This is a genomic window from Halothiobacillus sp. (assembly GCF_027346185.1).
Classification (GTDB): Bacteria; Pseudomonadota; Gammaproteobacteria; order Halothiobacillales; family Halothiobacillaceae; genus Halothiobacillus.
The window spans coordinates 1-21,562 of record NZ_DAIESY010000027.1; the positions used below are offsets into that span (position 1 = coordinate 1).

Annotated in this window: 18 protein-coding genes; 13 read left to right on the plus strand and 5 right to left on the minus strand. The window is 55.4% G+C overall.

The window, feature by feature from the left end; genetic code table 11:
* Positions 1–143: 143 nt before the first annotated feature.
* From M7R55_RS01990 to M7R55_RS02005, 4 genes are all read right to left on the minus strand, one after another.
* Entirely contained in the window at positions 144–1,595 is a 1,452-nt protein-coding gene (locus tag M7R55_RS01990) for an FAD-linked oxidase C-terminal domain-containing protein (RefSeq protein ID WP_298218017.1), read from the minus strand.
* Positions 1,592–2,146, minus strand: a complete 555-nt coding sequence (locus M7R55_RS01995) for an SIS domain-containing protein (RefSeq protein ID WP_298218020.1) — start codon at positions 2,144–2,146, stop codon at positions 1,592–1,594. The genes M7R55_RS01990 and M7R55_RS01995 overlap by 4 nt, the downstream gene beginning before the upstream one ends.
* 253 nt (positions 2,147–2,399) lie before the next feature.
* Complete coding sequence (locus tag M7R55_RS02000) at positions 2,400–2,885, minus strand: YraN family protein (RefSeq protein WP_298218022.1); 486 nt, start codon at positions 2,883–2,885, stop codon at positions 2,400–2,402.
* On the minus strand, positions 2,860–4,956 hold the full coding sequence (locus tag M7R55_RS02005; RefSeq protein WP_298218024.1) for a penicillin-binding protein activator: 2,097 nt from the start codon (positions 4,954–4,956) through the stop codon (positions 2,860–2,862). The genes M7R55_RS02000 and M7R55_RS02005 overlap by 26 nt, the downstream gene beginning before the upstream one ends.
* Before the next feature lie 322 nt (positions 4,957–5,278).
* On the opposite strand from M7R55_RS02005, the gene rsmI reads away from it, so the two are divergent.
* The 5 genes from rsmI to M7R55_RS02030 all read left to right on the plus strand — a co-directional run bounded on the left by rsmI (position 5,279) and on the right by M7R55_RS02030 (position 12,970).
* Positions 5,279–6,247, plus strand: coding sequence for a 16S rRNA (cytidine(1402)-2'-O)-methyltransferase (gene rsmI, locus M7R55_RS02010; protein ID WP_298218026.1), 969 nt, complete (start codon positions 5,279–5,281; stop codon positions 6,245–6,247).
* A 95-nt stretch (positions 6,248–6,342) separates the two neighbouring features.
* Positions 6,343–7,245: a 4-hydroxy-tetrahydrodipicolinate synthase gene (gene dapA, locus M7R55_RS02015; RefSeq protein WP_298218028.1), complete on the plus strand. Its 903-nt coding sequence runs from the start codon at positions 6,343–6,345 to the stop codon at positions 7,243–7,245.
* A gap of 138 nt (positions 7,246–7,383) precedes the next feature.
* Complete coding sequence (gene bamC / locus M7R55_RS02020) at positions 7,384–8,511, plus strand: outer membrane protein assembly factor BamC (protein WP_298218030.1); 1,128 nt, start codon at positions 7,384–7,386, stop codon at positions 8,509–8,511.
* A gap of 200 nt (positions 8,512–8,711) precedes the next feature.
* On the plus strand, positions 8,712–9,938 hold the full coding sequence (locus M7R55_RS02025; RefSeq protein WP_298218031.1) for an argininosuccinate synthase: 1,227 nt from the start codon (positions 8,712–8,714) through the stop codon (positions 9,936–9,938).
* 308 nt (positions 9,939–10,246) lie between these two features.
* Positions 10,247–12,970, plus strand: a complete 2,724-nt coding sequence (locus M7R55_RS02030) for an EAL domain-containing protein (RefSeq protein ID WP_298218032.1) — start codon at positions 10,247–10,249, stop codon at positions 12,968–12,970.
* 103 nt (positions 12,971–13,073) lie between these two features.
* Here M7R55_RS02030 and M7R55_RS02035 read toward each other — a convergent pair whose 3' ends face one another.
* On the minus strand, positions 13,074–13,631 hold the full coding sequence (locus tag M7R55_RS02035) for a hypothetical protein (RefSeq protein WP_298218034.1): 558 nt from the start codon (positions 13,629–13,631) through the stop codon (positions 13,074–13,076).
* Positions 13,632–13,793: 162 nt separating this feature from the next.
* Here M7R55_RS02035 and gltX point away from each other — a divergent pair, with 162 nt between their 5' ends.
* The 8 genes from gltX (at position 13,794) to M7R55_RS02075 (ending at position 21,460) form a co-directional block, all read left to right on the plus strand.
* A complete protein-coding gene (gene gltX, locus M7R55_RS02040) occupies positions 13,794–15,197 on the plus strand; it encodes a glutamate--tRNA ligase (RefSeq protein WP_298218035.1) in 1,404 nt (467 codons plus the stop codon).
* A gap of 8 nt (positions 15,198–15,205) precedes the next feature.
* Complete coding sequence (locus M7R55_RS02045) at positions 15,206–17,572, plus strand: PAS domain-containing protein (RefSeq protein WP_298218037.1); 2,367 nt, start codon at positions 15,206–15,208, stop codon at positions 17,570–17,572.
* Positions 17,573–17,740: 168 nt separating this feature from the next.
* Positions 17,741–18,481, plus strand: a complete 741-nt coding sequence (locus M7R55_RS02050) for a hypothetical protein (RefSeq protein WP_298218039.1) — start codon at positions 17,741–17,743, stop codon at positions 18,479–18,481.
* A gap of 86 nt (positions 18,482–18,567) precedes the next feature.
* Entirely contained in the window at positions 18,568–19,131 is a 564-nt protein-coding gene (locus M7R55_RS02055) for a hypothetical protein (RefSeq protein ID WP_298218041.1), read from the plus strand.
* A gap of 107 nt (positions 19,132–19,238) precedes the next feature.
* Positions 19,239–19,517, plus strand: coding sequence for a BrnT family toxin (locus M7R55_RS02060; RefSeq protein WP_298218043.1), 279 nt, complete (start codon positions 19,239–19,241; stop codon positions 19,515–19,517).
* A complete protein-coding gene (locus M7R55_RS02065; RefSeq protein ID WP_298218045.1) occupies positions 19,514–19,786 on the plus strand; it encodes an antitoxin in 273 nt (90 codons plus the stop codon). The genes M7R55_RS02060 and M7R55_RS02065 overlap by 4 nt, the downstream gene beginning before the upstream one ends.
* 150 nt (positions 19,787–19,936) lie before the next feature.
* Positions 19,937–20,935: a transposase gene (locus tag M7R55_RS02070; protein WP_298218047.1), complete on the plus strand. Its 999-nt coding sequence runs from the start codon at positions 19,937–19,939 to the stop codon at positions 20,933–20,935.
* 63 nt (positions 20,936–20,998) lie between these two features.
* A complete protein-coding gene (locus M7R55_RS02075; RefSeq protein ID WP_298218049.1) occupies positions 20,999–21,460 on the plus strand; it encodes a transposase in 462 nt (153 codons plus the stop codon).
* Positions 21,461–21,562: the final 102 nt, after the last annotated feature.

Below are 21,562 nucleotides of genomic sequence, written 5' to 3' on the forward strand. Positions count from 1 at the left end.
TGAATAATTCCATCCTGGAATTCTCAAAGCACGCAAAGCAAAAGATGTGACTTATGCTTTGCTTCATTTTCAATCACCTACGTGATTGAAAATGGCGGCACGTCCTTGTGCCGCACGGAACCTCTGATTTAATCAGAGGTTCCTTATGGGTTAACAGCGGGCAATTTTTTGCCTGGGTTCATAATGCCTTCAGGGTCGAAGACCTCTTTAATGCCGTGCATCAAGGCCAGGTTGACCGGGGAGATTTCGGCTCGCACATAGTCACGTTTGACCGCACCGACACCATGCTCACCGGAAAGCGTGCCATCCAAAGCCAGCACCGTAGAGAAGATTTCGGCAAGCGCTTCTTCTGCCGCCGCCATCTGACCGGGGTTTTCAGGATCGATGAGCAGATTGACGTGGATGTTGCCGTTACCCGCATGGCCGAAGTTGACGATCGTGATGCCGTGCCGCGCCGCACTTTGATCGATGGCCTGAATCAGCGTCGGGATGCGGGAAACCGGGACGACAACATCCTCGTTGATCTTTTTGGGTGCCACATGCCGCAAGGTCGGGGACAGTGCCTTGCGTGCCGACCACAGTGCCGCGATTTCGGCCTTGTTGGTGGCCACGTTCAGGCTGATCGGCGCCGTGGGGAGGCCGGGGTCACCTTGTGCTGCCGCCTTTATTTTGCGGGTTTGTCCATCCAGTGATTCGGCAAGCCCGTCGATTTCGATCATCAACAAGGCACCGGCCTCGGGCGGGATGTCCAGCGCAGAATTCTTGTCACTGAACTGGCGCATCAGGTTGAGGGCATTGCCATCGATGAATTCGATCGCTGACGGTGTGGCGGGCTGATTCATCAGGTGGGAAACCGCTGCAGATGCGGCATGCATGTCTTTAAAAAAAACACGCATCAATCGGGTGGCATCCGGCAGGGGCGTGAGCTTCAAGGTCGCTTCGGTGATGATGCCGAGTGTGCCTTCGGAACCGATGAACAAGCGCGTGAGGTCGTAACCGACCACGCCCTTGGTGGTTTGCGTGCCTGCCTTGACCGTATCGCCCGTACCCGCCACGGCGGTCAGGCCCAGTACGTTGTCGCGAGTTGTGCCGTATTTCACGGCATGAGGGCCTGCCGCATTGCAGCCGAGATTGCCGCCAATGGTGCATAGCGCATTGCTGGTCGGGTCGGGGGGCCAGAAAAACCCTGCCTCAGCGACAATGCGCTGAACTTCGGCGTTGATGATGCCGGCCTGCACGCGGATCAGACGATCCTCCGGGCGAAATTCGAGTACCCGGTTCATTCGATCCATCACGACCACGACACCGCCGTGCAATGGCACACTGCCGCCCGCCGTACCCGTGCCTCTGCCTCTGGGCGTGATGGGAATCCGGTGCTGGCGGGCGAGACGAACGAGGGTGACGACTTCATCGTGATGATCGGGAAAGACCACCAGTTGCGCCGCGTGATGCAGGCGACTGTTATCCATGCCATACGCCCAGCAGGTGGCCGGTTCGATACTCAGGCGGTCGGCGGGGAGCTCGATAGCCAGCGCTTGATAAAGAGGCTGTATGTCTGCGGCGAGCAGCGAGCTGGCGTTGTTCGCTGTGCTCATTCTGTAATACCGAGCAGTTGGCGGTCGATCAGGTCGCACAGGGTGTGTAGGATGATGAGCTGGGCTTCATGGACCAGCCGTTCGGAATCCGAGGCAAGGCACAGCAATGAGTCGCTGGTCTGCATCTCCGGCATCAGTTGTTCGGCGACGCCACAGGTGAGCAGGACGATCGTCATGCCACGTTCCCGTGCGGCATTCAAGGCGGGTTGCAAGCCCTCGGTGCCGCGCCGCGCAATCGCAAACAGAATGTCGTTATGCGTGCCAAGGGCGCGAATCGGTTTGGCATAAGGCTCGTGACCGCCCGGAAATTCCTGCAATGAAATAACCGGCAGGCCGGGTCGATCATGCTCGAATTGCCCGACCATCAGCCGGGCAAAATGTGCGGCCAGTTGCGAGCGTTCCCGGGCGCCACAGACGAGAATCTTCTGCCCGTTGAGGACGGCATGGAGCATCGCACCCGCCGCCTGCAGGAGCGGTTCGGTCTGCGGGGAAAGAACCGCATCGAGTTGCGATAGCGTTTGTTGCAGTCGGTTATGTACGAGATCGAGCATGGTGATTTCTCAAGCGAGTGTGCGTTGGGCCAGGGAAGGTCTGCACAAATGCAGACCTTCCCGCGCAGGGTATGGATGCCCTGCCGCTCAATGACGTAAGTCATTGAAATGCGGAGCTCGGGCCGGGCGTGAACGCGAAGCAGGCGTAAGCCCACCGGTCCGAGCGTAACTGCACGAAGCCATGGATGGATTCGTGCAGAGTTTACCTGGATAATGCTTGCGCTTGCGGCTGCGGTGTTATCCGGCCGGGCTGCTATTCGGCCTGAAAAGCATCTTGTATCCAGTTTACTTCAGTCTGGCTTGAATGAGGTTCGGCAGAGGACTCGGAAGGAAGCCCGATCGCAACCACATCAAAGCGGCACGGGCTGTTGCGCCAGGCGGGTTTTTCATTTAGCAGGCGTTCTGCGGTTTCGATGATTTTTTTGCGTTTGGCAAACGATACGCTTTCCGCCGCCGATACCCAGGCGCCCGCCTTGCGGGCACGTACTTCGACAAATACAAGGGTTGCGCCGTCCTGCATGATCAGGTCGATTTCCCCACGTCCTGCACGGACATTGCGGTCAATCAGCTTGAGCCCTTGTCGTGAAAGATATTCCGCTGCCACGGTCTCGGCATGGTGACCTCGTGCCAGCGCGGTTTGTGCTTTAGCGTTCGGCAACTCTGCATCCGTGCCGCGCATCGGAATCAATTTGCCGAGCCGTTTACTGAGCCCATTAGTTAGCCATCGGGGCAGTGTCATTTGTGGGCGCTACGCTTGCCGGTGGTGGCGCCATGCCACCGCCATCCGTGAATGTCGGCACGGCCTTGGTGGTGTCTGAATCTGTAGATTCGGAGCCCACCGGTTGGGTATCTGTGGCGGTGCCGTCACCACTGTCCGGTGTGATGCTGTCTTCCTGCGGCAGAGCAACCGTCGGATTGCCCTCAGCCTGTTTGCTGCTGTAATCGACAACCGTGCTTGGAATATAACCACTGTCCGTGCCTTCCATCGGTTGCAGCAGGCCTTGTCGGAATTGTCCCCAGGCCGGTTTGCGTTCGATTTCTCCGGTCAGAGAGAGACTCAACTGGCCGGTGAGCCCATTGATGACCTGATGCGCGAGTAAGGGCTGCAAGTTGGCGGCAATCATCAGGGCATCGGCGCCAAACGCGAATAGACGCGGGAGTTGCGAGAGGCTGGCACGTTCGTAATTGGGGCGCATGGGGCCGTTTGGTCCCTCGTTGGCGGCGAGCAGTACTGGTTCGACCGGAATCACGAGGCCACTTTTATCCTGATCGGCAAGCGGGTTTGGTGTGCCGCTGTACACCATGCCTACGCTGTACCTTGGAAGCTGGTCGGCGCCGAAATAATCGAGTTGCGGCACGATCATCCGTACCTGCTGGCTGGTGGCACCGAGGAATATTCCCTGTGTATCCTGTCTAATCCTGGGTTGGAACGGGCCATTTCTGGAAGAGGTGACTTCCAGTAGCCGGCGGAGCTGGCTGGAGAAATCGGTAGCGTTTGGATCGAATAAGGCGCTGTCGAGGATTTGTCCGCCGAGCAGGGTGTATTCGCGGCTGAAGGCATCACAGATGCGGTGGCCAAGGCTGTTGTCGGCACAATAAACCAGCGCTGTCATCTTCTGATCATGAATCATCTGATCGGCGGCGGCGCGCGCATCAGCATTGGGCGACAGGGAATAGCTTACGACACCGGCAGGCAGGCTGGTGCCCTCGGCAGGTGTGTTCAAGGCAATGACCGGTGGTGCATTGGCGGGCAGATTGGCCAGCGCCGGAATCTGTTCCTTGAGCAGCGGGCCGATAATAACCGAAGGATTGGCTGCCAGCGCCGCCGTCAATGCCTGGGTAAAGGAGGCCAGTGTGCTGCCGCTGTCCTGAATCTGAACGCTGCGATCACTTGCCATTCCAAGACGGTCATGGGCGAAATTGATGCCATCGCTGATGGCCTGGCCGACAGGCTGGTAATCACCGGATAGGGGCACCAGTACAATGACTGGCCCCTGACCGGTCGGCAATGGAATGGTAGCCGCAGTGTCCGATCGACTGAGGAGCAGGGCAGTGAAGCCGGAGGTGACCGCAGGATGATTCGGGTGATTGTTGATCCAGGTGTTCAGTTCTCCGGGGCGTGTGCGGTACACCAGAGCAAGGCCGATCCAGTCGGCAAAATTGGCATTGGTTGCCTGTTTCGCTTCATCTGAGAGTTGATTGATGTCGGCTGAAGAAAGATCATTCCAGAGTTTTGCGCGGTTGCTATCCGCGGCTGCACCCGTCAGTAATTCGTTCAGTGCCGAGCGTTGACGTGCTGCATCGATGGGGCGTTTTTCGGCTTCATCAATGGCGGCCAGCAGGATCAGGCGACGTTTCGCTTCATCCGAAGTCAGCGGGATCGGCAGATTGTTGACCGTATCGCGCGCCATGGAAGAGGCGCCTTGCTGCCATTGTTCGAAACCGGTAAGCAGTTGGGCGCGCCGCGCGGACACGGTAGGCCAGAGCGCTTGCGTATTTGCCTGTGCATAAAGGGTGTTTGCCAGCGTGAACGCTTCGGCGTCAATGGCCGTTTCCAATGCGCGCATCTGCATGTCTGCCTGGGCTGGGCCCTTGAGCGTGGCGGCATATTGCATCTGGGCGGGGGCAATCAGTTTTGGATCCTGGCTTGCAAGCGCCTGGTTGAGCGCAGTCAGCGGGCCGGATTGCGCTGTGGTGGAAGTATAGGGATTCTGAGCGCAGCCGGAGAGCAGGCCGAGTGTGAGCAGGAGCGCGAAGCCTGCCTTCGTTATGTGACGGAAATATGCAACTTGTCGGAGGAAGGCGCTCAAATCTTTAATCAAATCTCTGATAGGGGCAGGCATGGCAATTGAGTAGCTCTCGTTATGGGAATGGCACAGTTGCCATGAGATTTCCAGTGTACTGTTTCACTCTTGGAGGCACATTCAGCGGCTCGCCCGAAGGGAGTCCTCCGAATGTGCCATGACGGTGTTGCCGTGCTTGCCAAGGGTTTGGCCATTGCCTGCGCACGGCGCCTTGTCCTGACGCATTCGGATGACTCTGAAAGCACCTCCAAGAGTGAAACAGTACACTAGTGGCGATGGACGGTATGATGATTAAATTAATTTTGAGTAGCAAGTCATGATGATGCCGATGGACGCTTCCTCTGCGGACACCTGTTGTGCCCATGCCGCGCCAACCTCGCCATTATCGGATGAAACGGAAGGGTTCGATGATGGCCTGACGCCCACCCGCTGGGTTGAACCTGGCGTGTTGTATCTTGTGGCGACACCCATTGGCAATCTGGCCGATTTGAGCCCACGGGCGGTTGCCGTGCTCAAGGGCGTACAGGTCATCGCCTGCGAGGATACGCGCCATGCGCGCAAGCTGTTGGATCATTTCGGTGTTCGTCAGCGCGTGGTGGCGTTACACGAACACAACGAAGCATCCCGCGTGGCGACGGTGGCCGAATGGCTTTCTGAAGGGCAGTCGGTCGCGTTGATCAGTGATGCGGGCACGCCTGCCATCAGTGACCCGGGGAGCCTGCTGGTGCGGCGACTGGTCGATATGGGGCATCGCGTGAGCCCCATTCCCGGCGCGTGTGCGGCGATTGCGGCGTTGTCGGCTTCCGGGCTCGACAGCACGCATTTCTGGTTCGAAGGATTTTTACCTGCCAAGGCGCAGTCGCGCGCCGCCCGTTTACAGGTTTTGGCTACCCAACCGGCGACGCTGATTTTCTATGAAGCCCCGCATCGGATTCGCGCCATGCTGGAGTCCGTGCGGGCGCATCTTGGCGAAACACGCCGCGCCGTTGTTGGTCGAGAGCTGACCAAACGGTTCGAAACGCTGGTTTCCGGTGACCTGGGGTATCTGTCCGCTGCGGTTCAATCGGGTGAAATTCCTGAACGTGGCGAGTTTGTGGTGCTGGTCGAAGGGGCTGTGCCTTTGGAAACTTCCGCCGAAGCATCGGGCGTGGCTGTCGAGCAATTGCTTACTGTTTTGCTGGCTGAAAAGGCGCCTGCCAGCATGATCGCCCGCGTATTGACCAAATTGACTGCGATGAAACGCAACGAAGCTTACGCCATTGTTCAGGCCCGTCTGGGCGAAGATTCGCAGGGTTGACCGCAGATTGCTTGTCACTTACCCCAGCCAATAGGTAGTATGGCGGGTTAAGGCTTCACTCAGTTATAACAAATCTTTTATTACAAAGGCGGTATATGGCGACGCAACAGATCACGGGCAGTCTGGTGGCACTGGTCACTCCGATGACGGACACCGGGGCCGTGGATTACCTGGCATTGGCTCGGCTGGTCGAGTTTCATATCGTACAAGGTACGGATGCGATCATATCGGTCGGTACGACAGGCGAGTCGGCCACGCTGGGTTTCGATGAGCATGTGGCCGTCATCGAAGCGACCGTGCGTGCAGCGGCGGGCCTTATTCCGGTCATCGCCGGTACGGGCGCCAACAATACCCGCGAAGCCATCGAACTGGCCGAAGCCGCCAAAAAAGCCGGTGCCGTCGCTCACCTTTCGGTTACTCCGTATTACAATCGCCCCACGCAAGCGGGCTTGATCGCCCACTATACGGCCATCGCCGATGCGGTTGACCTCCCCATGATCCTGTACAACGTGCCCGGCCGTACTGCGGTGGACATGACGACAGAAACCACATTGACCTTGAGTGCGCACCCTCGAATAATCGGTACGAAGGAAGCCAGTGGATCCCTGGAGCGCATCCAGGCGTTGATCGCGGGCGCGCCGGAAGGGTTTGCCGTGTACAGCGGTGATGATGGTCTGGGGTGCAAAACTATTTTGTCGGGCGGGCAGGGCACCATTTCCGTAACGGCAAACGTGGCACCGGCCTTGATGCATCAAATGACATCGGCGGCGTTGCGTGGTGATGAAGACGAAGCGCTGGCCGTTGATGCCCGTTTGGCCTCCCTTCACCGCGAACTGTTCTGCCAGCCCAATCCGATCCCGGTGAAGTGGGCCGTTGCAGCGATGGGCTTGACTTCTCCTGCACTTCGCCTGCCTTTGTTGCCCTTGACGCCGGAGTTCATTCCTCAGGTTTGTGCTGCGCTGAATTCGGCTGGCATTGCCACTGAAGCTTGTTCATAGGACATCAGCGGTACAGCGGTTACCAGTTTGTACCGCTTTTTTTATGTGCCCCATTCATTGGAAAATGAGAAAAGATGTGACCGAATCGGTTACCTTATTGCCTTAAAATTTACTTCCTTATCATCGCGAGTTTTTTCCATGATCTTTAACGCCCCTTCAGCCGTGCGATTTAAACTTACTGTCCTGGCCGGAATGGTTCTGGGCGCAAGCACCCTGACGGGTTGCTCCTACATCCCATTTATGTCTTCTGACCAACCGGTGAACAGGGCCGCCAAGCTGGATGTGCCGCCGGCCTTCACGCCACCAAGCCCGCGTGCTGAATTGGCTGTCCCCGAAATTGCTTCGGCACGAGCGGCACAAGCCGCAGCACGAACCGAAGGCAGTGGTGTGCTGGTTTCCGGTACTGGAGTCAAGGTCATGGGCGGCCCGGATTCACGCTACCTTGAGGTAGATGCCAAGCCTGATGCCGTATGGCCGAAACTGCAAAATTTCTTGCAGGATGAGGGTTATATCGTCAAGAAAGTCGAGCCGGGTGTGGGGTTGATTGAAACCGATTGGACAGGTACGCAGTCTGCCGATCAAAACGGCTTCAATCTGATGAGCTTCCTGAAACTCGCCAAGGACACGTTCTTCAAGCCGGATCACATTCAGAAAGTGCGTATCCGCATCGAAAATGGTGAAAGCAAGAACCAGACGCTCGTATTCGTGACTAGTCAGAAAATGGAGTTGACGGGCGAGAAACCATACTTCCCTGGAGACGACGAATCTTCATTCAAATATGCGAATGCCAAATCCGACCCGACGCTGACGGCTGATATGCTCGCACGTTTGACGGCCTACCTCTCGGGCAAGACCGAAGCAGAATCTCGCGCCCTGATGGCGGCGAGCTTCGCGCCGCGTTCGAAAATCATCTTTAATCAGGATAATGACGAGCGTTATCTGATCGTTAGTCAGGCCTATCCGCAGGTATGGAACCGTTTGGGATTGGCCTTGGATCGCTTGGGCTTCAACCCGGTCAAGAACAATCAGAAAGACGGTGAAATCACGGTTACACACCCTTACCCGCAATCGTTCTATGCCGATGGCGCCATTCGCGGTGCGAAGGTGGATATGAAGCAGAAGATGAGTATGCAGCTCACTTTGAAAGTGTTGCCGCAGAAAGACGGTTCAACGCGCATCGACGTGTTTAAAATCAGTGTGACTGGCGGTACGTTACCCGATGACCGCTTCGCGGTATTGAGCAAAATCAACGAACAGATGGAATAAATCCAATCCAGCATCTCGTTAGCCGAGCCCTCCACTATCGCTTCGCAAACCTCGAAATGAGATGTGCGGAGCATGCTGATGATTAGTTTGCATAGCGTTGATTCTTTTATTCCAGCCTGATTCTGGCGTGTAGGCCTGATCCGGCTTTGGGTTTTACTTTTTATAATTTTGCATTTTTAACGACAGGTTCCTGAAACGTAATGACGACACAAACCGAATTCAAAAAAGTAGTGCTGGCCTATTCCGGTGGCCTTGATACCTCAGTCATTCTCAAGTGGCTTGAAGACACCTACGGCTGTGAAGTGGTGACTTTCACGGCCGACCTGGGGCAGGGCGATGAGCTGGAGCCTGCGCGCATCAAGGCGCAGAAAATGGGCGTCAAGCAGATTTTTATTGAAGATTTGCGTGAAGAATTCATCCGTGACTACGTATTCCCGATGTTCCGTGCCAATGCAGTTTACGAAGGCGAATACCTTTTGGGTACCTCGATTGCGCGTCCGTTGATCGCCAAACGCCTGGTCGATATCGCCAATCAAACCGGTGCCGATGCCATTGCCCATGGCGCAACCGGCAAGGGGAACGATCAGGTGCGGTTCGAGCTCGGCGCCTATGCCCTCAAACCCGGTATCAAGGTGATTGCGCCCTGGCGCGAGTGGGATCTGCTCTCGCGCGAGAAACTGATGGCCTATGCCAAGACCCATGATATTCCGGTGGATTTCGCCGCTGCGGGCAAGAAGTCGCCTTATTCGATGGATGCCAACCTGCTGCATATCTCCTACGAAGGCGGCAATCTGGAAGATCCATGGTGGACGCCTGAAGAAAGCATGTGGCGCTGGTCCGTATCTCCCGAAGCGGCGCCGGAGCAAGGCGAGGAGTTCGTGCTGACCTTTGTCAAGGGTGATCCGGTTGCCATCAATGGCGAGGCTCTGTCTCCAGCCACCTTGTGGGAAAAACTGAATAAGCTCGGTGGTGCGAATGGTGTCGGCCGCCTTGATCTGGTGGAAAACCGCTACGTGGGCATGAAATCCCGTGGCTGCTATGAAACGCCGGGTGGAACGATCGTGCTCAAGGCGCGTCGGGCACTGGAATCGATCACGCTGGATCGCGGTGTCGCCCATCTCAAGGATGAGCTCATGCCGCGTTACGCCGAAATGATTTACAACGGCTACTGGTGGTCGCCTGAGCGCGTCATGCTGCAAGCGGCGATTGACGCCTCGCAGACATATGTGAATGGTGACGTGCGTTTGCGCCTCTACAAAGGTAACGTGCAGGTGCTGGGGCGTCGTTCGGATGACACCTTGTTCGATCCGTCTATCGCCACCTTTGAAGACGATGCTGGTGCCTATGATCAGCGTGACGCGGCGGGCTTTATCAAGCTCAATGCCCTGCGTCTGCGTATCGCCGCCCAGGCCGGCCGAAAGTTTTGAGGCATCTTTAGGGATGCTCTGAATAATTCCATCCTGGAATTCTCAGAGCGCGCAAGGCAAAAGGCGTGACTTTTTCTTTGCTTCATTTTCAATCACTTACGCGATTGAAAATGGCGGCACGTCCTTGTGCCGCGCGGAAGCTCTGAATTAATCAGAGTTTCCTTATCTGCCTCTACGTGAATCGCTGCCAGGTGCCTGATCTTCGGATAGACAGGCGTTGTTTCGTGATAGCCCAGGATGAGCAAGTGACGCAACGAGTACTCTTTAAAACTCAAGCCAGTGACGGACCCAACCAGGGAGGACGTTCAATGCGTTTGGGAAAGTGCTTCCCTCTGTTTCATCTGTTGCTCTCGCTGCTCCTTTTTTTCTCGTCAGGTGTTGGCGTTCAGGCGGCAGAACCGACCCAAACGACCGACAAGGTTGTTCAAATCGGCGTATTGGCCTATCAGGGGAAAACGGAAACGGTTCATCGCTGGAGCCCCACAGCTGCTTATCTAAGCGAGAAAAATCCCGGCTATACCTTTCGTATTGAGCCAATGTTCCTGTCCGAACTTGCCGCCGCCGTGCGGGAAAACCGGTTGGACTTTGTGCTCACGCAACCATTGCAGTTTGTGCAACTGGGCCAGGATGATGGCGTCTGGCCATTGGCTACCATGGTTGTAAAGACCCCTGGCGGCACGTTGAATCGTTTTGGCTCTGCCATTATCGTGCGTGCCGATCGGAGCGATATTCAACATGTCTCTGATTTGAAAAATCGAACCGTGGCGGGTGCTTCCAAAGATGCCTTGGGCGCCTGGCTATTGGGTATTGATACCATGGTGCGTGCAGGTATCGACCCTAAAACCCAGATTCAACCCCTATTCACCGGCTTGCCGATGTTCCAGATTGTGCAGGCCGTTGGGCAGGGTCGAGCTGATGCAGGCGTGATCCGTGCCGGATTTCTGGAACGTCTTGTGGCACAAGGTGGTATAAAACCGGGCGAGTTCCGTGTTCTCGATCCTACGCAGTACAGTGACTATCCCTATCAGGTTTCAACCGAGCTTGTGCCCGAATGGCCCTTTGCCGCGACAAGTAAAGTAAATCGAATCTTTGCCGAAAAAGTGGCCCGGGACCTGATGGGGATGACTCCTGATAACCCCGCCTTAATTACGAGTGGAATCAGCAAGTGGGCTTTGCCGCTGGATTACTCGACCGTTCAGCAAATCAGGGATCTCTGGTTGCCAAGCAATCCGTCTCTTATCGCTTTGTTCAAGGCCTACGGTTGGTGGTTGCTTCTGCCCACTGGCTTGATTCTGTTTGCTTTTTTTCTGCAAGGTAAGCAAACGCAGAAAAAAATAGTACGACAGGAAATTCAGCTGAGAAAAACACTCAATGCGTTGGAAGATGCGGTGGTCGTTCTTTCACTGGACGGTCGTGTGTTGTTCGCCAACCAATCGAGTCTTGGGTTTTTGAGACACCCCATTGAACAAACCGACGAATTAAGTGGTCGAAATTACACGGTACTTTTCGATTTGCGCTGGCGTGAAACCGATCCAAACTTCGATCTGCGAACGGCCATCGGTTTGTTGTGCAAGCGACCCGAGCAATCCTATAGTTTGCAATTGTCTGTTGGACACCAGATCAAGGACATCGAAGTTCATCTCCGGCTCTTAGGGTCGTGTCTGGATAAGCTGTCATGCAAGATCATCCTCACGCTGCGTGATGAAACCGACTATCGTGAAGCCACCGCACTGCTGGCTTACCGAGCAGCCCATGATCGGCTCACGGGGCTGCTCAATCACACCGCCTTTGCGGATTTTCTCGAAGCGCAGTGCGATGCCCATGATCAAAAGAAAAGCGAAGGATTGATCTTGTGGCTGGATGTTGACGACTTCCGACTCATCAATGAAACCAACTCGCGTACTGCTGGCGATCTGGTGGTTACCCGTATCACCAGCTTTTTGAGTTCTTCAGTGCCACCAAATGGTGTTATTGCCCGATTGGGCGTTGATGAGTTCGGGATATGGATTCCGGATGTGCAATCGTTTGCCTATCAGCAGTGGCCGGATGAACTGTTGAGTGGCCTGCAGGATATGCGTGTTGAGGTCGGCGAACAGCGGTTACGCGTGAGCATCAGCATGGGGGCCTGCCTGGCCGATTGTCGATTGGGTGCCGGACTGCTGAACGATGCCGAAGCAGCCTGTCGGCGGGCGCATCGCGAGGGTGGTAACCGTGTGGTCTGGTTCTCTCGTGACGATCAGGAGATCGTTTCCAGACGCCACCAACTGGCCACCTTGCACCAACTCAAGCAGGCTCTGGATGAGGAGGGATTAAGGCAGGTAATTCAGGCCATTGCGCCCTTGCCGCTACCTTCTGACAATCCGGCACTCGTGCCGCATTACGAGGTGCTGTTGCGATTGCGCGGAGCGGATGGCAGTCTGCAATCGCCGGTGCAGTTCATCGAAGCGGCGGAAAAAAACCATTTCATGACCGAAATCGACCGTTGGGTGATCCGGCACACGTTCGCGCTGTTGGCGCGTTGTGGGGAACACCCGCCACTGCTTGCCATCAATCTCTCCGGCGCAACAGTGCAGGATCCATCGATGAACGCGTTCATCCGTTCCGCTTTCCGTGAGTTCAATCTCGATCCAGCCTTGATCTGTTTTGAGATTACCGAAACCTCAGCGATCACCAATTATGAACTGGTGTTGGAACTGGTCCACTCGCTGCGTCAGATGGGCTGCAAGATTTCGCTCGATGATTTCGGCGCGGGGCTGCTTTCTTTCGAATTCATGCGTCGGTTGAAGCCGGATTTCGTCAAAATTGATGGCAAGCTGGTTCGTGACATCGAGCACGATCCGGTTGCCTCGGTCATCGTTACGACCATCGTGCAGGTATCGAAGGTGATGGGAGCCAAAACGATTGGCGAATGGGTCGAGAACGAGGCGACCTTGCGCCGGTTGGAGGCCATCGGTATCGATTTCATCCAAGGTTATTACTACCACGCGCCGGTTCCGATCGATAGCTTGATCCAGGAACCGTTGGTTCATTGACAGGAGGCTGAAAAACTCGACCATGAGTTATTCAGCCCTATAGAGTTCAGTACGCCCATATCCAGCCTAAAATCCTGTCGAATTAGGTAGTTGTAGCAGCCTGTCAATTGGCCGACTGAACAATATCGCCCACTTGCACTACATGCTGGCCACCATAGTGGATGTGCGTCGTGTGTTCACCCAGTCGTGCAACTTCAGCCGTGCCCAGGCTTTGCAACAAGTAGTGCTCGGTATAAGCATCCTGACCGGGCTGATAGACACGGTCGGTTCGTTGCAGGATCAGCAATCGGTCGCTACTGCGCAGACCATCGTTGATGCCGCGATTGATCGTGATGGTCGCGCCGTCGACATGCACCACCTGACCGATCAGTGGCTTGCAGACCAGTGTCCGGTCAATCCAGTTGGCGGCTTCACTTGCGAGTTGATTCATTGCCTGTCCATAGGCAGAGGCAGCGAAATCAGTGCCCAAGGCATCGATCACAGGATCATATTCACCCGCATTTACACTGGGCGCGCTCACCGTGGTTTGTGCCATGGTCTGCGTTGTCAGCGCATCGACGATACGGATATCCAGGGTGCCGCCCCGACTGTTTCGGGCGCTGACGTTTGTGCGTTTGCCGGGGCCGATCCGCTGGGCGGCACGGTCATGCCCGGTGCACAACCTGTCAATGCAGGCAGGCCAAGGCCATAGTGACGGGCGTGGGGGCGGGGTACTTCAACATGGTGCGTCCTGTGTCGATATGCCGTCTGGAGCATGGATTGCGGTCAGTTCGGTCACTTTACGCTATGATCGTCCAAGTTTTGTAATAGATCCGAGGTATTCATGTCCGTTCGCACCCGTTTCGCGCCATCACCCACCGGTTTTTTGCATATTGGCGGTGCCCGCACAGCCCTGTTCAGTTACCTGTATGCGCGTAGGCACGGCGGACAGTTTGTGCTTCGAATCGAAGATACCGATCTGGAACGATCCACGCCGGAATCGGTGAACGCCATTTTAGAGGGCATGACCTGGCTGAAGCTCGAATATGACGAAGGCCCGTTTTATCAAACGCAGCGCATGGATCGATACAAGGAAGTGATCGATCAGCTCATGGCGAACGGTCATGCCTATCACTGCTACGCAAGCCGGGAAGAGCTGGATCAGCTGCGTGAAGCCCAGATGGCCCGTGGCGAAAAGCCGCGTTATGACCGTCGCTATCGGGACTTTACCGGTACGCCGCCCGCCGGTGTGTCGCCCGTTGTGCGCTTCCGCAATCCGCTGGATGGCGAAGTCGTGATCGAGGATGGCGTGCGCGGGCGCGTGGTGTTCCAGAACAGCGAGCTGGACGATCTGATCATCGCCCGCTCGGATGGCACGCCCACTTATAATCTCACGGTAGTAGTTGATGATTGGGATATGAACATCACCCACGTGATTCGTGGCGATGACCATCTCAACAACACGGCCCGGCAGATCAACCTCTATCACGCCCTGAATGTGACGCCGCCCCAGTTCGCGCATCTGCCGATGATCCACGCGCCGGACGGTACCAAGCTCTCCAAGCGCCACGGTGCCGTGAGTGTGATGCAATACCGGGAAGAGGGTTACCTGCCTGAAGCCCTGCTCAATTATCTCGTGCGCCTCGGTTGGTCTCATGGGGATCAGGAAATTTTCGATCGGGCCGAGATGATCGCATTGTTCGACATCAAGGACATCAACCAGTCCGCATCGAGCATCAACCAGGAAAAACTGCGTTGGCTCAACCAGCAATATTTCAAGATTCGCCCCGTTGAGGAAACCGCCATTGAATTGCGCTGGCATCTGGGGCGACTCGGTGTTGATCCGTCGGTTGACGGGCCTGATCCGGCGAAAATCGTCGCGGCCTATGCCGATCGGGCGCACACACTGGTTGAAATGGCTGAGCAGGCGCTGCCGTACTATCGTGATCTGACCGGCTACGATCCCGTCGCGCTGGGCAAGCTGGATGACGATGCGCCCGGTATTCTGGACGCACTGGCGATGGCACTTTCGCAGCCAGAGGACTGGGAAAGCCCTGCGCACCTCGATCATGCGGTCAAGGAAGTGGCAACCACACTGGGCTTCAAGCTCGGCAAAGTCGGGCCGTTGCTTCGTCTGGCCCTGTTGGGACACGGGGCCTCACCCAGTCTGGGCGTGACGCTTGATCTGTTCGGCCAGGAGAAAACCCTGCAGCGCTTGCGCGATATGCACGCATTCCTAGCGCGGTAATCGCAGGCATGGCGCGTCTGCCCAAGCTCATGGCATACAGCTCGTTCCGCTGGACGATAGCCTACATTGTCGTCGCCATATTGTGGATCGCGTTGATTCAGTGGCTGCTCAGCAGCCTGGGCGGCGCGCGCTGGGTCATATCGCCCGCCGGTTTGGTGGTAGGCGGGGTATTCGTCCTGATCACGGCCTGGTTGCTGTTCCTGTTGCTCGAACGCAGCCAACCCGTCCCTCTGGCCGAACAGGCCCTACGGCATTCCCGGTTCGCCGATCAAAAGTCTTGGTGGGGCGCATTGGTTATCCTCATTGCGTTCACGCTGCTCGCGCAGTTGTTCATGGTCTCCTATGCCACACGCGAATATCGACCGGTTCTCCTCAATCAGGCACAAACCGAACTGACCTCGCAGTTGCGTCTGCACAGCAAATTGATTACCGACTGGTTAACCGAGCGATCGCAAATCGTCGATAAACTGGCGGCACAGCCGGACGCGCTGGCAAATCGAATACGCATCAGTCAGGATCAACCCGTCCAGCCCTCCGGCAGTACCTTCCCTTCATTTGTCGCCCTGATTCAGGATGGCCGATTCCAGACCATCACCCTGTTTGATCCCGATCACGTCAAGAAGCTTAAATTTGGTTCGAACCAGATTGCCAAGACGCCGGATAATCTGTTCGAGCGGGCGGCAGCCACATCCAAAGTGCAATTTGCCTGTGTGTTCGCGCCGGGGCGGAGCGGCGGTGATTGTTTCTGGGTGTTGCCTGTTTATCTGAGCCAGTCTGATGTGAGTGGCGGCCCGTGGTACATCGTGCTGGCTGCCGTGCTCAATGAAAGCGCACTGGTGCAGTCCATGCCAGCCGGAGAACCCTTGCGGGTTGAGAACGCGGTGCGCACCCTGCTTTTGCTGGCGCAGGGGAATGATTCGGCTAAATCGTGGACGACCACCCCGTTGATCGACGATTTTTCGCCATTGAGCGAACCGCAGATGAGTTCACGTGTTGAACCGGTGAGTGCAAGTGATCTTGAATGTTTCCGCAAGTCGCCCGCATTCCTTTCCCTTCAGTCGCGTTTGAGCCCGTACCCGCCGGATGCTGACGTATTGAAGAGCAGCACCAGCGGGCAGATCGATTGCCAGGGTCATACGCTGCTCTATGCCAGCACGCAGATCCCGCGGATCAATGGTCTGCTCTGGGCAGCTACCACGCAGGATGTCGTGCTCGATCCGCTGCGCAAGACGCGCCAATGGCTTGCCACGGCTTCCCTGATCGGCGTGTTTACCCTTTTGATCGCCTTGTTCCTGTTCTGGCGCATCATGCGGTTGCAACGAGCCAAAGTGCTGGCCGGTCTGCGGCGCGAGCGCGATCAATTGGCCCAGTTGTGGGATAACATGCCCGCGGTGGGGCTTGCCATTGTCAATCCCACCGATTGGCACATCAGCATGGTTAATCAAAGATGGATGCAATTATTCCACGAAAGCCAGGAATCGTTGCAGGGACGGCGTTTTCTGGATGTGATCTCACCGGTAACTGGGCTCAACACCGTCGAGAATCTGACTTCGGGCGATCCCAAACTGCTGGAAGGCATCCAGTCCGGTTTGCGTGATGAGGTCAGCCTGTTACGCAGAGTGCAGACGGGCGAATCGAGCCAGACCTGGATGCGCTTTCATATCCGTGCGCTCAAATCGAGTCGCCATGACGCCGAAGGGCTCATCGTTGCCGCCGAAAGCCTGGGCGACAGTGTTGAGCAGGCAAACGAACTCAAGGCCGAGCGAGATTTTTGCCGGCTGACTGCCATGTTCTCTCAGCCGCAAGCAAAACCGCACATAGCGATGCCGATGCCGGGCAGCACAATAGATACCGTTTCAGAACCGGAAACCGAAACCGCGGTTGAAGTCAATCCACTCACCCCGTTGGCCGAACAGGTCATCGAGCAAAGCAGCCTGCTCGCAATATGTCTGTACACCCATTGGCCGGAAGTCTGGTCGAGCTCATCCGAACTGACCGGCCCGCAGCTCGAACAGCAAGAACAAGTATCCTACGAATGCGTCGGCTGCACCGCCCCCGTTCGTGAAATTGCCAATCAAGTCGCACAAATGGGCCTGATCGACCGCGTACTGGTCGCCCAGACTCCCATGTTCATCGACGATCACGCCCGCAACACCAGTATCAGCGGCACACTCCAGAACGATCTGATCGAACAGTTGAAGCAATACCCGGTCGGCGCACTGGCCATCGTCCCGATCGCCGCAGCAAACGAAGGCGACCCCGTACGCGCCCTGATCGTATTTGGCGAAGACAACCTACGCTTCACCGAACCGGTCAAAACCTCACTGCTGAGCCTGTTGAAAGCACTGACCATGCGGCTTGATGAGGAGGAATGAGCTAATAGTTCATCCGCGAAATTTTAGGTCGCACTAAAAGGCGTGGTTGGAGGGTAACCAGATGAAAATCATAAAGTTATTAAAAATAATATTGATTTAGTTGGAGCAACATGCCAAAGTTTATGTCGTTTAAATCACGTTATGCATCGCCAAGGGATTAGCTAACCGATGTTGAACTCCAACAACTTCAAAGTCGTGTGGTGGGCAATCCTAGTCATTGCTCTAGGTGGTTATCTCTATCTAAGGCGAGACCAACTTGTTGGCGCGAACCCAACTTATTTCGACGTAGTTGTGTTCTTGGTGTGGATGGCGGTTTGCCTTGCCCCCATCTTCAAGGACGTGAAGCTGTTCGGCCTCGAACTGAAGCAAGACATTGAACAGCTCAAAAAAGACATCTCGCATCAATTGGCGCTCATGAAGGTTGAGCTCCAATCGTCTATTGACGTCTCTTCATCCAATACAAGTCATGTCCACATCAACGGCGGAGCACCGATCCCTGCTAACGATGCGGAAATCTCAGACATAAAACAGCAAATCGCAGAAACTCTGAGAGATTTCGGTATTGGTGTAGAAAAAACAGACCAGCCCGAGTTGCATTTTGCACATGACATTCGGAAAGAGAGCATTGATCTATTCAAGGTTCGTCTCTCCTTTGAACGACTTATCAATGAATACTCTCGCCTGAATGGCATCGACCCACGCCGTTATCCAATGCACAGGGTTCTGCGTGAGCTCCAGAAAAATGAAAAGATTTCCCCGAACGTCATCAATGGAGTTCTGGAGGTTATGGCCATTTGCAACTATGCCGTCCATGGGGAAAGAATTTCAGAGAACCAAATTGCTTTTGTTTTGGATTCAGCACCTGGCCTGTACGCAGCGCTTAAAAAGGAGCTCCAATCAAATGCATAACGTGGAGCTCAACCTCGCTCCCTTCGGTCGCTGGACGCTGCGCGATAAAGCCACGCAGCGCCGGTTAGCTCTACGTTAGATCGCAAATGACACTTCGCCCTCTTAATGTCTCTTTCACCGTGAAATGGTCGCAGAACGACACATGGACAGAGGCCTATTTGGGCGTCCGGCGCTTGGTTTACGACATCTTGCCTCAAACGGTAGCCGAACAGAGGGTTGCAGATGCAGCGCTATGTCAGCTTGCCCTTGTGGGAGCCAACCATCTGGTTGAAGTAACGCTAGGACAGGTTTTGCGTTCTTTCTCTGCGCAAGCAATACAGGGCTTCACTACAGAAGATCTCGAGAGGGCCTCGTATTACAACATGCTATCGCAGTGGCTGCCAAAGATGACAGGAAAGACTGTTGATTTGAGTGCACAGCCCTTTCGTTCTAGTGAGGCACTGAGGAAGCGGCGGAATGAGACGGTGCATAAGTCGTCTGCGCTTGCGACCGTCCAAATGGCGAGAGCGGCGCTGTTCTCCGCTGTACAAACCTCTCAAACGATCTACCTGCATACTGGAGAGGGGTTTCCGTATTTGTCAGTTTTGACTGAGCATCCGTTGTTCGACGAAGAGTGGTTCTCCGATGTAAACATGCCTCCAGTGATCTAACATTCCGCTTCAGCCGACCGTCAAAAAAGCTACGCTTTTTGCCTTCGGCTTAGCTTTCACGCTAGCTGTTGAATACAAAAAGCACACATTGTGCTAAGTTTTAGCACATGAAGCCCATCACGTGGAACCCAGAGAAGAACAAGCTTCTCCAAACAGAAAGGAAAGTCACTTTCGAGGATGTGGTTTTGCATATTTCGGTTGGAGGCATCCTGGATACGTTCGAGCATCCGAATCAGGAGCGATATCCGGGGCAACAAATTCATGTGATTGAGATTGAGGGGTATGCGTATTTAGTGCCCTTTGTGGAGTCAGAGGATGAGGTTTTTCTGAAAACGATCATCCCAAGCCGGAAAGCGACTAAAACATATTTGGGAGGTCCAAAATGAGTAGGCTGGATAAAGAAGAGCAAGAAATTCTGGATGCATTCGATGCAGGAGCGCTGCAGCGGTCGCCAGACAGTGAAGACAGGAAACTGCGGCATCAACAATACGCCGAGGCCATGTTCAAGAAAGATGCCCGTATTAACATCAGACTATCCTCCAAGGATCTTAGGGGGCTCCAGAAGAAAGCCCTGGCAGAAGGCATCCCCTACCAAACACTTGTTGCCAGTATTCTTCATAAATATGTGGAAGGTCGCTTGCACGAGGATCGATAGCTAACCAGGCCATGCACCAGATGCCAAAATCTATGCTTCGCTACGGCTTTATCACCGGTAATGGCCGGCGTTGAGGCTGTAGAAAAACCCCATTTTCCGCTCTGACTGGCATAATTTGTTGCGAATGAATTGTTACGGGAATGCTATTCGATGCCACGCTACAAACCGGTTCACAAGGGGCTGAAACTGCTGCCGGTGGATTTTGATAAACAGGTGCAACCGGGCAGTTTCGAGTATGCCTTGTGCTATCTCGTCGATCACGAGCTCGACCTGTCTGATTTCCACGCCCGCTACAAGAACGATGACGAAGGCGCACCTGCTTTTGATCCCGCCGTTCTGATCAAGATCGTCCTGCTTGCCTACAGTCGGGGTATAGTTTCAAGCCGCAGGATTGAAGCCGCTTGCCGCGAGAACATGCTGTTCATCGCTGTATCCGGCGACAGCCAGCCACATTTCACCACAATAGCGGCCTTTGTTTCCGAGATGGGGGATCTGGCAGCCAAACTGTTCGGTCAAGTGCTGACCATTTGTGATCGCCAAGGCTTGATTGGGCGCGAGCTGTTCGCCATTGATGGTGTCAAGCTGCCATCCAATGCCGGTAAAGCCAGGAGCGGTACTCGCCAGGATTATCAGCATCAGGCTGAGAAGATGGAACGCGCCGCCGAGAAACTTTTGGCCAAACATCGTGTGACCGATTCCAATTCACCCGAAGGGGCCGAAGCACTGCGTGAAGCCAGACAGCTTGCAGGCCTGCAAAAAGAAGCCCAGAAATTACGTGACTGGCTGGCCACCCATCCCGAAGATCGTAAAGGAGCCAGAGGCGCGGTGCGCCTCTCCAACCGTACCGACAACGAATCGGCCAAGATGGCCACGTCAAAGGGCGTGATTCAGGGCTATACCGGTGTTGCCGCCGTGGATGAACGGCATCAGATCGTCGTCGAAGCCCAGGCCCACGGTACTGGCTCGGAACAGGAGCTGCTGCTGCCGGTGGTCGAAGCGACGGCACCGTACCGAACGGGAAACACCATCGTCACCGCCGATGCAGGCTACCATTCTGAAGCCAATCTCAAACATCTGGCCGCTCAAGCGGTCGACGCCTACCTTCCCGACAACGGCTATCGCAAACGAGACGCCCGTTATGCCGATTAAGCCAAACACCAAACCAAACCCGACCCGCTCTATGACAAGCGGCCCCAGGCCAGGAAAACAGCCCTGTTCAAACCCGAAGACTTTAGCTTCGACCCTGAAGCCAAGACCTGCGTCTGCCCAGCGGGCAAGACCTTGTACGGCAACGGCTCGAACTGCCAGTTCAACGGTTACCTCGCAATCAAGTTTCAGGGCGCACAACAAGACTGCCTGCCCTGTCCCATGAGAAGCCAGTGCCTGCGTCACCCGCAAAAGACCAAAACTCGACAGGTCGCCTTCTTTCTCGGCAAAGCACCGGGTCACGAGAGCCATACTGACCGCATGAAGGCCAAGATCGACAGCGAACAAGGTAAACAGATGATCACCCGACGCTTCGCTACCGTGGAACCGGTGTTCGGCAACCTTCGGGGCAATAAAGGACTGGACCGCTTCACCCTACGGGGACGAAACAAGGTTGATGGGCAATGGAAGCTCTATTGTCTGGTTCACAACATCGAGAAGCTGACGCATCATGGCTATGCCCATTGAACAGGGTGGAGAGAGTAACTTCCGCCGCCACAACACCGGATCAAACTGGGGTTGAGCACAGAAAAACGAGGAACGACGATGAAAACCCGGAATGACCTGATG